The organism is Pseudomonas sp. S1_G07, from assembly GCF_054668565.1.
The window spans coordinates 3,032,870-3,047,676 of record NZ_CP162778.1 but is presented as its reverse complement, the minus strand read 5'-3'; the positions used below and the strand labels follow the sequence as shown (position 1 = coordinate 3,047,676).

Annotated in this window: 14 protein-coding genes and 1 pseudogene; 2 read left to right on the top strand and 13 right to left on the bottom strand. The window is 60.5% G+C overall.

Features of this window, described 5'->3' with window-relative positions; genetic code table 11:
- Positions 1–5: 5 nt before the first annotated feature.
- The 4 genes from AB4O05_RS14120 to AB4O05_RS14105 all read right to left on the bottom strand — a co-directional run bounded on the left by AB4O05_RS14120 (position 6) and on the right by AB4O05_RS14105 (position 4,928).
- On the bottom strand, positions 6–788 hold the full coding sequence (locus AB4O05_RS14120) for an actin depolymerization factor/cofilin- and gelsolin-like domain-containing protein (RefSeq protein WP_460136985.1): 783 nt from the start codon (positions 786–788) through the stop codon (positions 6–8).
- Entirely contained in the window at positions 785–1,618 is an 834-nt protein-coding gene (locus AB4O05_RS14115; protein ID WP_460136986.1) for a DUF4123 domain-containing protein, read from the bottom strand. The genes AB4O05_RS14120 and AB4O05_RS14115 overlap by 4 nt, the downstream gene beginning before the upstream one ends.
- Positions 1,618–3,624, bottom strand: a complete 2,007-nt coding sequence (tssI, locus tag AB4O05_RS14110) for a type VI secretion system tip protein TssI/VgrG (protein WP_460136987.1) — start codon at positions 3,622–3,624, stop codon at positions 1,618–1,620. The genes AB4O05_RS14115 and tssI overlap by 1 nt, the downstream gene beginning before the upstream one ends.
- A 317-nt stretch (positions 3,625–3,941) precedes the next feature.
- Positions 3,942–4,928 carry a diaminopimelate epimerase gene (locus AB4O05_RS14105; RefSeq protein WP_460136988.1) on the bottom strand — a complete coding sequence of 329 codons (987 nt, stop codon included), beginning with the start codon at positions 4,926–4,928 and terminating at the stop codon, positions 3,942–3,944.
- Between the two features lie 116 nt (positions 4,929–5,044).
- On the opposite strand from AB4O05_RS14105, the pseudogene AB4O05_RS14100 reads away from it, so the two are divergent.
- A pseudogene (locus tag AB4O05_RS14100) lies at positions 5,045–5,221 on the top strand (carboxymuconolactone decarboxylase family protein); the annotation flags it as partial.
- 389 nt (positions 5,222–5,610) lie between these two features.
- Positions 5,611–6,762, top strand: coding sequence for an MFS transporter (locus tag AB4O05_RS14095; protein ID WP_460136989.1), 1,152 nt, complete (start codon positions 5,611–5,613; stop codon positions 6,760–6,762).
- A 25-nt stretch (positions 6,763–6,787) separates the two neighbouring features.
- On the opposite strand, the gene AB4O05_RS14090 is transcribed toward AB4O05_RS14095, so the two are convergent.
- The 9 genes from AB4O05_RS14090 to AB4O05_RS14050 all read right to left on the bottom strand — a co-directional run bounded on the left by AB4O05_RS14090 (position 6,788) and on the right by AB4O05_RS14050 (position 14,806).
- The gene (locus tag AB4O05_RS14090) at positions 6,788–7,699 is read right to left on the bottom strand and encodes a type III secretion protein (protein WP_460136990.1); all 912 of its coding nucleotides are present in this window, start codon (positions 7,697–7,699) and stop codon (positions 6,788–6,790) included.
- Positions 7,700–7,856: 157 nt separating this feature from the next.
- Positions 7,857–8,210 carry a hypothetical protein gene (locus tag AB4O05_RS14085; protein ID WP_460136991.1) on the bottom strand — a complete coding sequence of 118 codons (354 nt, stop codon included), beginning with the start codon at positions 8,208–8,210 and terminating at the stop codon, positions 7,857–7,859.
- Positions 8,211–8,265: 55 nt separating this feature from the next.
- A complete protein-coding gene (locus AB4O05_RS14080) occupies positions 8,266–9,381 on the bottom strand; it encodes a hypothetical protein (RefSeq protein WP_460136992.1) in 1,116 nt (371 codons plus the stop codon).
- Between the two features lie 203 nt (positions 9,382–9,584).
- Positions 9,585–10,220, bottom strand: coding sequence for a CGNR zinc finger domain-containing protein (locus AB4O05_RS14075; RefSeq protein ID WP_460136993.1), 636 nt, complete (start codon positions 10,218–10,220; stop codon positions 9,585–9,587).
- Positions 10,221–10,317: 97 nt separating this feature from the next.
- A complete protein-coding gene (gene cysC, locus AB4O05_RS14070; protein ID WP_460136994.1) occupies positions 10,318–10,932 on the bottom strand; it encodes an adenylyl-sulfate kinase in 615 nt (204 codons plus the stop codon).
- Positions 10,929–12,158: an MFS transporter gene (locus tag AB4O05_RS14065; protein ID WP_460136995.1), complete on the bottom strand. Its 1,230-nt coding sequence runs from the start codon at positions 12,156–12,158 to the stop codon at positions 10,929–10,931. The genes cysC and AB4O05_RS14065 overlap by 4 nt, the downstream gene beginning before the upstream one ends.
- Positions 12,158–12,940 (bottom strand): class I SAM-dependent methyltransferase, encoded by a 783-nt coding sequence (locus AB4O05_RS14060; protein ID WP_460136996.1) that lies wholly within the window; start codon positions 12,938–12,940, stop codon positions 12,158–12,160. The genes AB4O05_RS14065 and AB4O05_RS14060 overlap by 1 nt, the downstream gene beginning before the upstream one ends.
- Before the next feature lie 7 nt (positions 12,941–12,947).
- Complete coding sequence (locus AB4O05_RS14055; RefSeq protein WP_460136997.1) at positions 12,948–14,084, bottom strand: Rossmann-fold NAD(P)-binding domain-containing protein; 1,137 nt, start codon at positions 14,082–14,084, stop codon at positions 12,948–12,950.
- On the bottom strand, positions 14,081–14,806 hold the full coding sequence (locus AB4O05_RS14050) for an SDR family NAD(P)-dependent oxidoreductase (RefSeq protein WP_460136998.1): 726 nt from the start codon (positions 14,804–14,806) through the stop codon (positions 14,081–14,083). The genes AB4O05_RS14055 and AB4O05_RS14050 overlap by 4 nt, the downstream gene beginning before the upstream one ends.
- Position 14,807: the final 1 nt, after the last annotated feature.

The window sequence follows — 14,807 nt, the reverse complement described above, 5'->3', positions numbered from 1 at the left end:
TATCCTTATTCAGTACAAGTTGGATATATGTCGCAGATACGCCCATCGGGCATTTTTATCGGTTTGAAGTCGGTGGTATTTCCCCGGCAAAAGGCATACAGGTCCTCGAAACTTTCACCCCGGCATCGTTTCCACCCCTGAGGAAAACGAACCCAGTTGTCCCCCATATAAGGTCGCTCTTCATTAATCACGTTCATTTTTACCCGAACCGTTTTCCCTCCAAGCTCATCTCGCGCCAAAACCCCGCCCGCTCGGCCTTTATGTGACTGCCGACTTACTTCCAAAGAGTTACATTTAAGGACCTTTATGATTGCATGCTGTCGCCCCACCGTCCGAAACAGCCACTGACATTGCCCGAGCAACTCCTGAACACCCGACTCAGGCATCCCCGCCATCTCGTCCTCCAGCCGATCACGAATTGAGATCCCGCCGATATCCCCTCCAACATCCGAGCTGCGCGTCCCCCACTTCGCGTAGAAATCAAATTCCACACTGCGCAATACCAACGGACACCCCTCGACGGTTTCACTCAACGGCAGTTTGTAACTCACGCGACTGGCCGCAGGTTCGTATTCAGTAAAAAACACCTTCCTCTCCGGCCTCTTGCCTCGACGCCGTGGCAAGGTGCACATCTCACCTGTCGCGGGGTAGTAATTGGCGGCGGTTTTAAGCTTGAATTCCGCCGGCAGGTCCACCTCCAGCGTAAAGCTATCAACCTGCTTTCCCACACACCCTGTAAGCCCCGTGATACCCAGCGCAAGCAGCACACCCAACATTCGCCTGCTCATTGTTTTTCTCCCCCATGCCGCCATTGCCGCATCACACGCTCGAAGTGGTCTTCGGGCGCTTCCCCCACTATCGGCGGCCACCGAATCACGCTGCCGCGAGTGGTCTCTTCCAACCGTCGTACAACCAGAAACTCAAGCTGTTCCGGGCGTTTCCACTGCCATGCACGCGCCTGCTCAAGTACCTGGCTCAACCATATTCTCGGGTCCTGGAATTCAACCAGCACCACCAGGTCTTCGCTGTGCTCGGCCAGCAGATAACGCAGGACATTGGCGTGCAGGATGGCGTCGGCCTGAGGGTTGGGCGTGTCCAGCCACGGGGCGGGGTCGGGCATCGGATACTCGCCGGGGGCAGGGTTATTAGCGCAATGCCAGCCGTGGTCGTGCCAGTAGCACACGCTGATCAGCGGGCCGAGCAATAACGGCCGATGCTCGGGTGACAGATAGGCTAAGGCGCGCGCCAACGTGCGATTGTCATGAACGCGGTACAGCGCCTGCTCACCCTCGGCTCCGACCAGCAGCCGGTCGCGCCAGTGCCGCGTCACGCTCGTCAGCTCTGCGCCTGGCAAGCTGCCCAACCACCCCCAATTCGTCTGCGGCGTGTTTAAAAGCTGCAACAACGCTGGCTCGCTCAGTTCGTCCAGCAGCAGGATAACGGGGCCCGCCGTTGCTATTTCCGCCAGCGGGGTGTGCGCATAGAGGCTGCAATAGGCTGACAGGTCGCGGGCGGCGATCATTGGCTGGCGGGCCTCGTTATTGCCCTCCAGCATCAGGCACAGCCGGCGCCCCGCTTGCTGCTGCTGGGCCATCCAATGGCTTGGAAGGTTGTCCATCAGGCCGCCCTCCCGTCGATATCGCACTGGCCTTCGCGGCAACGCTCGCACAGCGGGCAGAAGTCGGCGCCCAGTTGCCTGGCCAACTCAACGATCGCGCCTTGTACCGTGGAGAGTTTCGGGCCCTCGGCCACTGAACGAACACTCGCCGATGGCGAGCCACCGAGGGTGATGGGCCGGCTGCTGAAAATGCCGCCCGCCTGGATCACCAGGTGCTCGCCGCCGGCCTTGAAGCTCAATTGCGCGCCCGCGTCGATCACCAGGCTGGCGCCGGCCTTGAGATGAACCTGCTGCCCGGCTTCAAGCACAAGGGTCTGCCCGACATACGTCTGGCTGTCGCCTTGCACACGCAGGTGATCGCCGGCTTTGAGCACAACCTTGCGATCGCCGGTGATATGCCGGTGCTCCTCGCTTTCCATCTGCACCGTGCTTAAGCCGTGGATAAGCTCCCGTCGCTCCCCTGCCACTTCCAGGCGGCTGTCATGACCTACCCATTGTTCCAGGTCCCGTTGCGCCCGCAGGTAGATAAGTTCCTCGCCACGGCGGTCCTCCAGGTACAACTCGTTGGCACCCTCGCCGCCCGGGGTGCTGCGGCTGCGCAACACGCTGCGGGTTTTGTGCTGTGGCAAGGGATAGGTGGGCATGTGCAGTGCATTTGGCAGGCAGCCGTTGATCAACGGCTGGTCCGGATCGCCCTCCAGGAAGGTCACCAGCACTTCCATGCCTACCCTCGGGATCATCGTTGCGCCAAATCCGTCGCCGGCCCAACCGGACGCCACCCGAACCCAACAGCTGCTTTTGTCATCGGTGTGATCCAGGCGGTCCCAATGAAAACGTACCTTCACCCGACCATAGGCATCGCAATGCACGTCTTCGCCAGCCGGCCCGGTCACCGTTGCGGTCTGGCTGCCGCTGATGGTCGGCTTGGGATGCTTGAGGGCAGGTCGATGCGTCGCTTGCCAGGGGGTCGCGGTGAAGCGGTTGCGATACCCCTGGAACTTATCCACCTCGCATACCGCCTCTTCCAGCACCTGCGGTTGATGCCCCTCGTGACGTACCGAGGTGATCAGCCACAAGTCGTTGCAGGACGGTTCGGGATGCTCGCACAACTCAAGAAAATGGCCACTGCGCACTGCGGGTTGATCGCTCTTGCCCAGCGCCCGTTGACGATCGCGTTGATGGCCCTCCAGAGCCCGACGCGCCAGGCGCAAACCACGTGCGTGGCGGTTGAAACCAGCTGGGTAGCGGTAATCCTCAAGGAGCGGCGCCGAGGCCGGCCCTGCCGTTTCCTGCAGGCACAGGGAAGGATGCTCGAAATCATGGTCACGCCGTACCGTTTGCCGGCTGCGGGTGGACAGCCGCACATCGAAACGCTGGATGACCGACGTTTCGGCTTCCGGCCCGCCCGCCGGCGAATACCGCTGCGCGGGCAAACGCCGAAAGACGGTCTGGTCATCGCCAAATACCAGTACATGCGCATCTTCGCTGTGGCGGAAGTGATAATGAATGCCCTCCTCTTCACACAGCCGCTGGATGAAGTGCAGGTCGGTTTCCGCGTACTGCACGCAGAACGCACGTGGCGGGTAGACCACCGGGCCCAACTCGAACACATAGGCGTCGGCCAGGATGCCATGGTGCTCGAGGACCGCCGCAATGATCTGGGGAACGCTGCGTTGTTGGAAAATCCGTTGGTCACGGCGATGGGCCAGGCAAGCCAGGCGCGGCGCCAAGGTCAGGTGATAGCGCGTGAGTCGCCGCCCAGGAGCATCGCGACCGATAGCATAAACGTGGCCGTGCAGGCCCTCGCTCGCTTCACCGAAATCCAGATAGACGGGTTGGTGGAGCAGTGCCTCCAGGTCAAGCCCAGGGTTCTCACTGACGACCTGCATTTGTATGAAATACGGTTGATCAAGGACCTCCTGGCCTTTGAATGCCAGTACCTGAAAGTCAGTCGTTATATGGGGAAGGATCAATTTGAAACGTGACGAAACAAACGCGTTAACCATCCGTTGTTACCCGCCATAGTTGTTATTGTCGGCGTTATTGCCGACCTGAAGTACTTACTCCCGTTAAACATTGAATGCGTTATCGAGAAAAAGCGCCTGAACGCCTTAAAGCTTAGCGATTCCAGGAAAAATTCAGCCTGTTTTAAATAAAAAAGAAGTTTCGTACGAATGAGATGGAAGTATCTTTTACAAAATACTAAATCGATTCCGCCCATCACGGATTAAAGATAAGAAACCACCTACACGGACTTACGTAAAAAAATTAATTAAAAGCGAAACAGCTGACACTCCCCCCAGTATCATCCGTTCAAAAGACTTCATGCCTGCGGCCGTGCAGTCCCGAACAGGCTGACGCTCAGCAGTGCATCGGCGTGTGCATGCAGGCGTACGGGCGCGGTGCCACCCGGCATCACCACCGCGACTTCGCCAGCCTCGACCCAGCCTGCCCGCCAAGCCGCACATGCCACGGCACTCGCGCTGGTGCCCGAGGACGCGGTAGGCCCCTCTCCCCGTTCGAACACCCGGGCAAGCACCCGGTTGCCAGGTTGCCGGGCTGCCCATTGCAAATTGACCCCGGCCGAGCAGGGCCGACCGTTGCCAGCCGGAGGCGCGAAGGCTATCGCCTGCAGCGCTTCGAACAGGGCCGGTTGCTGCATTCGCGGATTGTCCGGCAAGGCCCTGACCTGTTCGACCAGGGTCACGCAATGGGGGTTGCCCACACGCACGAACTGACTATGGGCCCAGTGCGGATTGATCGCCGCCAACTCGCGCACACGGCTCAGTTCCGTGCCGTCCAGCAGCACCTTGTCAACGCCCCGCGCGCCCACGGACGAGGGCCCGAACTCGGGCAACCCCAGCGCCAGCCAGAACCCCGCACAGTGCTCGTGAACAGCCGGCTCGACCTGTGTGGCCAGCGGCGATACCGCATCGGGCTTGTCATGATGCACCCGCAGCTCGCACGCCTGGGTCATCAAGCCCTGATCAGTGAGTGCCTGGGCAAAAATCGTCAAGCCGTTGCCACTGCGCTCGGCCAGGGAGCCGTCGGTGTTGACGATCAACACGTCGAACGGCGGCTCGGCCTGGAACGGGCCGACCAGCAGGCCATCACAGCGGTGGGCCTTGGCATCGATCGGCTTTGGCGTGGAGCCCCAGTCGCATTCGGACGCTATCGCCGACTGCGTCCAGACGTTGCGCGTACGCGCGGCCGAGGCAGCATCGTCAGGCACGTCGATGCCCTGGCGCCTTAATGAGGCAGGGCTGACCACACCATAGATATTGCCGCGAGCATCGTAGAACAGGGCCATTGGGACATCCACGTTTATCAAGGGGGTGAGGGGCGAGATGTAAACACGCTGTTCGATTGTGCGAGAACCTGGCGTGTCACGCCATCCGGCACGTCCTACACTGCCTGGACCGTGGAATGGAACTTGTGCCCGACGGCGGCGCGAGGTTGGATGCGTTATTCCATACCGCACCGGCCTTGGGTGAATTGGCGGTCGGCGTTGTGTATGGATACCTGCATGGCCGCCCCGGTCTTGACCCGCGCCTGCAAGAGGCGGCGATCTTTGCCGCCATCGTCGCGGCGGGCATGGCAGGGCGCGGATCGCGTCGTTGTCGAGAGTTACAGGGGTAAGGAAACTACCCCTCAAGGCATGTTGCTGGTACGGGTAACCGGTGCCGAGGTCGTTGGCGTCAGCCCGTATATGTCAACGACCTGACGGGTTTACAAAAGGCGGCCTGGAAGGTGGTAATCCACCGCAAGAAGCCCGGGGTTCACCAGTTCCCACGGGGATTACGCACCTTCCAGAACGCCTGCTACGCACTCGACATATTCTGTGTGGTTGCCGACGAGCAAGGCGTTCCCTGTTTGTAAAAATAAAATTCACCGCCGGCCATCCCAAGGGAACCCGGCTCGCTCCCCGCGACCTGATGTGCAAGGATGTCGCGCCGGACATCGTTCGTTGAACGCAAAACCAAGGATTTTTCATGACTGCCATCCCTACCTCAGCGCCCGTGGTTCCCGGGCGACTGGAGCAAATGTCGACCCGTATCGCCTTTTTTATCGCTGGCTTCGGCATCGCTGCCTGGGCGCCGCTGGTGCCTTACGCCAAGGCACGCGCGCAGCTGAGTGAAGGCACACTGGGCTTGCTGCTGTTGTGCCTGGGGGTGGGGTCGATCATTGCCATGCCGGCAGCGGGTGCGCTGGCGTCACGCTATGGTTGCCGCCGCGTGCTGACGGCCGGCACGCTCATGATCTGCCTGGCCTTGCCAATGCTGGCCACGGTCAGCTCGGTGCCACTGCTCATCGCCGGGTTGTTCCTGTTTGGCGCGGGCCTGGGCACGGTGGACTCCACGGTGAACCTGCAGGCGGTGATCGTCGAGCGGGCCAGTGGCAACACCATGATGTCGGGCTTCCATGGCTTGTTCAGCCTTGGCGGTATCGTCGGTGCGGCGGGGGTTGCCGGGTTGCTGGGGTTGGGCCTGTCGCCGCTGCAGGCGACCCTGGTCGTGGTCGTCATCATGGTGGTGGCGCTACTCAAGGCCGGGCCGCATTTGCTGCCCTACGGCAGTGAAAGTTCGGGCCCGGCGTTTGCGATCCCTCACGGCGTGGTGCTGTTTATCGGCTGCCTGTGTTTTATCGTGTTTCTGGCTGAAGGTGCCGTGCTGGACTGGAGCGCCGTGTTCCTCAGTGCCGAGCGCGGCATGGACGAGGCCTACGCTGGCCTGGGTTATGCGGCCTTCGCCCTGACCATGACCGCCGGACGCCTGACCGGCGATGCCATCGTGCGGCGCCTGGGCGCCACCCGCGTGATTGTGATCGGTGGTGCGCTGGCCACAGCCGGAATGTTGGTGGCGACGCTACTGCCCGCGTGGCAAACCACACTGCTGGGCTACGCACTGGTGGGGGCCGGTTGTTCGAATATCGTGCCGGTGCTGTACACCGCGGTTGGCAAGCAAAAGGTCATGCCGGAGCACATCGCTGTGCCGGCCATCACCACCCTGGGCTACGCCGGAATTCTGGCGGGCCCTGCCGTGATTGGCTTTATCGCCCACGGCAGCAGCCTGTCCACTGCGTTTTTGCTGATCGCACTGTTGCTGGCGGGCGTAGCCATCAGTGGCAAAGTTCTCAGGGCTTGAAACTTGACCGCACAAAGCCAGGTCGCTACCTGGCTTTGTGCGCGTGGTCTTGCTTGAGCCAACGCTCAAGACTTTTATTGCTCAGCCAACCCTCTTCATAGGCGCGCCCGAACAGGCCGTTGACCGTGCCTCGCTCCAGCGAGTGCAACAAGCCTGGGCGCTCGATAACGTTTTTGGCCGTGTACACACAGTGCTCGCTGTACTGCTTCTTCGGTAGCCCGGTAGCGGCATCCAGAACAGGCAAGCCCTGCGGGTCGACGGCGTCCGGGTCGGCCGTCACCGCTCTAAGCGTGGCGATCGGCATGTATTGATACTTTTCAAAGAACACCGTCCGGTCCTTGGATGCGTCCCTCAACTGTTCGAACTCGCCTTGGAGCGCCTTGACCACCTGGGCGTTGCTCTGTGAATGAAAAGGGTCTTGGCTGCAGGCGCTCGGGGCACTGCTACCCGTCATCTGCGTAGCCGCGCGCCTCAGGCTGTCGCGGGTAATATAGCCTTCGCTGTTCATGATCGCATCGCTGAGTCGCGGGCGATTGAGCACCTCCCGCGCTGCGAGGATTGCGCGATTGAGCACGTCATTCTCACCCAGCTCGAGCGCCGCCACCTGCCGCAGCGATGAGTGCGTCAGTTGTCCGTCCTTCAAATAGGGGTGCAATATTCCAAACGCGGTTTCCAATGCCTTCGCCAGTTGGCTATCCGTTGATTTCGAACCGGGCACCTCGTAATTCGCGCGTGTGGCGGGCAAGTTTTGTAACGTCGAGTAGCGCAGCGCAGACAAGGCTCCGCGTAACAGGAAGGGCCGTCGCGGCAGTGCGCTGCGCGAGTCGGGTTGATCATCAGGGGGAGCATGAACCAGAGGAGGCGGCAACGTCGGCCGCTCCTCCGCCGCCCCCACGGCCGTTGGCCGTCCACGAGGAATTGCACCATCAATTTTCATGCATCATCTCCAACCTTTTCCGGATCCGCGCTTGCCTGGCTCAGCAAATCGATGCCCTGAAAGCCAGCCATCGATGTGTGGCCAGGCGAATGCGTTAGTTCCGAATGGAAGACGAATAGCAATGACAGCATGTAAATGAGGGAACGGCGATGCCTGCTCAGTCGGACTCGCGGGAGCCTGCCGTGGGGTTGTCGTCAGCCTGCTGCACATTGCACAAGGCTTTGAGCCCGAGGATCACCGACGTCAGAGCGCCGTAAATTCGCACCACTGGTTGGGTGTCTTTTTTACGGTCCTGTCCGGGCGCCAGCATCCCTCGGGCAAAATCATCGGCAACCGGTGCCTGGAACCTGCGCCGACCGGCAAAATCTTTCATGCGCTGGACTTCATGCGCATGGCGCAATGACCAATGGTCTTGTTCGCCAGACGCACCGGGTGTCTCGCCAGAAGGTTGGGTGTTGGCCGCCTGCCGGGGGCATCCGGACTGGCCAGCGTTAAATAAAGTTGTAGTCATAGGGCCCCCAGGGAAAACGCCACGAAGGCTCGTGGCGCCCTGCCTGTTCAATGAATCACTCTACGATACGGCTGTATCGGCGAGACATCCGACGTAGCGTGTCTATGTGGATCCAACCGTCCTTACCCCAATAATCGCCACCGTCCATGTTGCCCATTACGGCGGCGCGCTTGAGGACCTCCTGCGCGATCCAGGCGAGATGGCCGTGGGTCGGGTGGCTGGTCGGCACGTTGGCCAGTCGGCGCAGATTGTCGATGCTGATGTAACTCGGATTACGAGGATCGCTCAACTGGCCGAAATTCTGCAGCATCTGCACCGCCAATTGCGAGTCATCCGAATACTTCAGCGGGCTCTGGCTGCTGAGGATCATCGCGATCTTTTGCCGGTCGATCAGGCCATCCAGAACACCGGTGGTGCTGTGCCGATCCACAGCATTCACCACTTCCGGACGCTTCATCAGTTCCCGCGCCAGACGAACGTTGCGATCCTGCGCAGGGTTGCCGGTCAATGGTCGGTTGGCCATATCCGACAGGCTTTGGATAGTGATGTACCCAGGTCGCGCCGGGTCCTTGAAGGCATTGAAGCTATTCAACAGCATGCCCAACAACTGATCATTGCTCTTGTTCGCGTACCAAGGGTCGGGCCTGCCATAGCAAGGGTCAGGCCTGCACGGCGTCGGCCGCTCTGGAGGCCGGCTGCTGCACGGTGGTGGCGTCGGCGGGCAAGGCTTGGGCGGCGGTGGCGGACAGGGCGGCGGTGGGCACGGCTTAGGCGGCGGTGGCGGCGGTGGGCACGGCTTGGGTGGTGTTGGCGGCTTACCGTAGCAAGGCGGCGGCAGGCACGGATCCGGTTTTGGCGGGCGCGGCCCATTGCACCAGCCCTTCAGCTTTTGCTTGAGTTGGTCGAACGCACCGGTCGTTTCGGCATCCGTAGCTGACGTCTGGCGAGCATCGCCCTGCGGCCGGGTGTCCTCGGTACCGGCATGACGGGCAGGCGCTTGATTGGCAAACAGCTTGCCGGGTTTGTTGTCACCCGCGTTGAAACCGATGCTCGTGTTTTTTTGACCCTCCGTTTGTGCGGTGGTCGCTCCTTTAGTCTTGGGGTCGACCTTGGAGGGTGGTTTCTGAAGGGGCGAATGGGGTACGGGTACATCGAGGGCGGATACCGACATTTAAATCTCCAATCCGGCGTTATCACAGGGTTGCCTGCCTTCAATGAAGGAATGCAGACCTCCCTTGTGTGGCGAACCTGTCCGATTCAGTTCCTGCAAGCGGCACCCATTTGCCGACTTGGCAGTAGGAGATTGGAGCGAACCCGGGTCATGGGGCCAGCGCGTACCAGGCGGTCACGCAGATGTCGCAGCGTGCGCTGCGGCTAGAGGGCTTGCCGCTGACGGCTCAATTTCTCACGGCTGCCGCATACGCTCATCTGGCACCATTTGCGCTGTTTGTTCTTGGAGATATCCAGGAACACCCAATCGCAATCAGTGGCCGTGCAGCATTTGAGCGTGTGAAGGTCGCCGGATACCAGCAATTGCGTGGCGTCGATCGCCAGGCGCCCTATCAGCATCGCGATCAATTCCTCGGCACTGGTGCAGGTTTTCCATTGCCAGGCCGGCAGGCCGTCGACCGAGCGCAGCACTCGCCAACTCACGCCCTGTTGGAAGGCCAGGTTGATCGGCTGCAAGGCCTCGTCGGCCACGGCCTGGTGCGACGACAACGGAAAAAACACGGCATACAGGCACTCCCTGAACGCAATAATCGCGTCCAGGCCGGGCTGGTATGAAATCGGCGACTCCAACACCATGGGCCTGTACGCATCGAACTCCCGGGCGGAGATCAACGCGGCATGCAGCGCCCATTCAAGGAAGAACGGAAAGCTGGTGAGCCGTTCTTCCATCACCTTGAGTGCCGAGCCCGGGCGGCGACCGTTGGTGGTGTTGATAAAGTCCAACACCCGGGCCCCGCCAATCAGACGAATCGATTTTGCAGTGCCCGTAAAATGTGTCATGCCTGCTCCAGCGCAAATGCAATAGTGCTCCGATGGCGCAGATTACCCTGTTTTCTGAAAAGGCAAACACCGTATCCTCTTGCGCAAAGACCAATGGCTAAGCCGGGTTGTCGTTTCGCGCCAGCCAAGCCAGGAGGGTCTCGACGGACTGTTCAACCGAAAGCGCCTGGGTATCGAGGTGCACCTCCGGAAAAACCGGCACGTCGTAGTTCGAATCTATCCCCGTGAAGTGTTTGATCAGCCCGAGGCGGGCTTTTTTATACAAGCCTTTCGGGTCGCGTTGTTCGGCCGTTTCCAACGCGGCATCCACATGCACCTCGACAAAATACTCATTGCCGATAATGGAGCGCGCGTAATGCCGACTGGCCGCCGAGGGTGAAATCAGCGCGACGATCACGATCAGCCCGGCGTCCAGCATCAAGCGCGCCACCTCCGCGACACGGCGGATATTCTCGTCGCGGTCGCGGTCGGTAAAACCCAGGTCGCGGCACAGCCCGCCGCGTACCGAGTCGCCGTCAATGATGCAGGTAAACCGCCCCTGGGCCTGCAGGGCCGTGTCGAGGGCGTCGGCAATGGTCGACTTGCCGGAGGCAGAAAGACCGGTCATCCAGATTACCACTGGCTGTTGCTGAATGCGCGAATACCCCACGGGCAGAGGGCTGAACGCAAACGCATGCAGATGCGGGTTTGAACGTTGCGCAAAATAACTCATGCCGGCTGCCCCTGCGCCACTGAAACAGGTTGTTTACCCAGGGTGAACACCATCACGCATTGCAGAAACAGCAGCAGCGCCACCACCCAATAGACGCTGGAAAACGACCCGGTCAGGTCCTTGGAGAGCCCTCCCAGGAAATTGCCGCACACCCCACCCAGGCCAATCAGTACGTTGGCAATGCCAAAGGCCTGGGTCAGGCGGCTGACCGGTACAAGTTGCCCGATATAGCTGGGGACCAGCCCGAAGATCGGATAAAACGCCAGCGCAAACAAAAACGCCGCCAGATAGAACAGCGGCACACTGTTGACGCTGAACACCAGGGTGGCGGCCAGGCCCGCACTCAAAAAGCACATCGCCAGCGATGCCCGCACGCCAACCTTGTCGGCAATCCAACCGACCAGAAAGCCCGAGGCCATCCCCACCGCGCCGATGGTGGTCCAGATAAACCCGGCGTCCTGCACCGAAACGCCCAACTCATCCCGAAGGTAAGGCGCCAGGTACGTCTGAAACGGCAGCAACGCCATGCCATTGAGAAAAGCGATGGCCCAGATCATGTACAGCGACCTGCTCAACCAGGACCTGTGGTGGTCGACCGCCACCGATCGCTCATCGACAGCCCCGCCCTGCTCGCCCGCCGCCAGGTTGCGTAGCAGAAACCAGGCCGCCCCGCACAGGGCAACCGAGATCACGCCGGCCGTGAGCCAGATCGAACGCCAGCCGCCATGCACGGTCAGGAACGACACCAGCAAGCCGTTGATAAACACGCCGTAGCTGGTGCCACTGGAAATCAGCCCCATGACCCGGGAACGATTACCGGGGCTGAAGCCCTTGGTGACGATCTCTGCGAGGGGGATATACACCGAGGCGGAGCAGCCCCCAAGCAAAATCAACAACGCCCCGGACACCCCGATGCTGTCGCTGACACTCAGGCCCAGCAGCGCCAGGGAGGTGATGACCGTGGACACCAGGCTGATCTTCCAGCCCTCGACATAACGGCTGATCACACTGGTGACCGACGAAAACAGCAGGAAACCGATCTGGGCGCCGCCGGTGATCAAGCCTACGGTGGTGTAGTCGAAACCGATGTCGCGGCGCATGTCCACCACCAGGTTGGCGAACAGGTAAACGCCAAAGCCGTAGGTGCTGGCCACGAAACCGGTCAGGACCACCGCCAGGACGACACTGTCCAGGGGACGGGCAGCGCGCTGCTCCAGTACGCTCATCAGGGCCTCCCAGCGCTGGCGAGCGCGGTGTGTATGACAAAATCACACTCCATCATGTCGTAGTCGGCCTGGAAGTCTCCGTAACTCTCATGGGTGGAAAATCCGGACTTGAGCACCTCACTCTTCAACTCCCCTGGCAACAGCGGATAGACCTGCAACCGGTACTGTTGCGCGTTATCAAATGAGTAGATGAACTCACACAGGTTTTCATCGACCTGCCCCAAGCCCACGGATGCGTGCGTGCCGCAGTAGTAGTAATTGCCGCTGGCTTTGAAGCGGCCTGCACGAATGGCAAAGAAATTACGTTGGTCAACAATCAGCAAACCACCCGGCTTGAGCAACGCCCTGAACCTCTCCAGCACCATCAACCGCTCGTGGGCTGCAAATACATGGCACAGCGAACTGCCCAGGCACACCACCGCGTCAAATTGGCCAAGCTCCTGCGGGTCGAGCGCATGCCAGTCCCGGTAATACGATTGGATATTCAACTGGCGTTTTCGAAAGTTTTCCCGCGCCTTGGTCAACATTGTGCTGCTGCCGTCCGTGGCAACCACATCGAACCCGGCCTGCTTGAGTTGTACCGCATGAAAACCACTGCCGGTGGACACATCGATCACCGACTGGACGCCGTGCTTTTTCAACAACTTTTCAAAGAAACCGTTTTCCCCCGCTTTTCGTTTGTCCCAATCGATCAAATCATCCCAGCGTTCGACAAACTCCGCCGAATATTGCGCGGAGTAACTGGCGACGTCGTTGTGGTTGTGCCTTGCCATCTGATTCATCACACACCTACCAGGTTGAATGCTTGAAAGACGAGTACTTGCGCGCCAACTCGTGGGCGAACTCGGCGGACTGCTCGACGGACATGGTTTTCTTGGAATACCCCAGCATGGCCTGCATGACGGCCATGCATTGCGGGTTATAGGTAACCGACCCATCGCAATGGATTTCGTCGATGCCATCGTGGCTTTGGCAGATGGTATTGATGCGCACCGCCTCGTCCTTTGGGCAGGCGTCAGAGAATTGCACCTCGATTTTCCCTTCCTGCAGCCGCACCGGATAACCGCCCGGAAGGCCCAAGGGGCCGGGCGCATGCACCAGTACCGGCACCGGTGAAAACAGCCCTTCGATCACGCTGACCGCCGAACACGCCGTGAGGAACTGCCCGTCTACGCCACCCAGGCGCCGAAACTCCGACTTGACCGTGGAAAAAATCGCCTCGGCCGGCAGGCGGGTGGTGGTCGCACGCCCATGAACCTCATACAACAGGCGGTAGCTGGCACGCGGCGGCAGGCCACCGCGTGGCACGTAGTGGCTGAAATAATGCTGGGCATACAACTGCACCCGCACATCGGTGGGGGAACATTCCAGCAACCGTGCGATGGAAAAGCGCACCGCCGGAATCAGGTTGGCCACATTGCCCACGCCGATATCCGGCGCCAGGCCGACCCTGGCCAGGATCGGATTGACCGCATCGGGAAACGCCGCATTGACGGTCCTGGTCACGATGCCGGAGGCTTTTACCGCCTGCATCAGGTTATGCATCAACGTCAGGTGCATGGGCAGCCAGGGCCCGAACTGCGCCTGGTCGAGTTTTTCGAACGAGAGCTTGGGCAAACCGGTGATCACCCGCCACGACTGCAACGACGCGCAGTTGACCAGCATGTCCGGCGCCTCTGCGCGCAGCAGCCGCGTTACCTTGTCGATATCGGTCAGGTCAGCGATCACCGGCTTGATCGCAATGTATTGCCCCAGTTGCGCGCACGACAGCGCCACCAGGTTACACAGGCGAACGGTCGCCTCCTCATTGCGCCCCAGCACCACAAACTCGAACGCATTTTTAGGCCCAAGGATCTTCAGGATCTGCAGGCACAGGTTGCCCGCCCCCACCAGCAACAGTTTTTTCTTGAGTGCTGGCGAGTTCATCGTGGGTAGGCTCCGTTGTCGACCGGTATCACCCGTCCGCTGATATGTCGCATGGCATCGCCCACCAGCAGCAAGATCACGTCGGCGACGTCGACGGGGCGGATCGGATCCTTGAGGATCTCCTGGCGCGCGTATTCGGCGCGACGGTATTCGGGGATGGTGTCGTAGATGGCCGTGTCGTGGATCAGCGCCGGCGACACCGCGTTCACCCGCACAAACGGCGCGAAGTTCCAGGCGTTGGCTTTGGTCAGGCCGATCACCGCCGCTTTGGTCGCGCCGTACAGGGCATCGCAACTGCCCACCTCGCCGGCCACCGAGGCGATATTGACGATGCTGCGCGGCGCTTCGTACTTCATTTCCCGTTCGGCGAAGTCCTTGGAGAGGTAGACCAGCGCCTTGAGGTTGACGTTGAGGACCTCGTCCACTTGCTGATCGGAATAGGCGTAGACACTTTTGCCGTGGTAAATCCCAGCGTTGTTGACCAGCCCGTAAATCGTGGCGTGCCGCTCATACAGCGCGGGCATGAACGTCTTGATAACCGTGTTATCGGCAAAGTCGACGACGTGGGTCTCCAGCACCTGGGGGCCGTAAAGCGTGCGCAGCCGGCCCAGCCCTTCGGCATCCTTGTCGGCGGCAATCACAAAATACCCAGCCTTAATGGCTTGCTCCAATGTCGCTCGACCAATCCCATTAGCGGCACCGGTCACAATTAACTTTTTCATG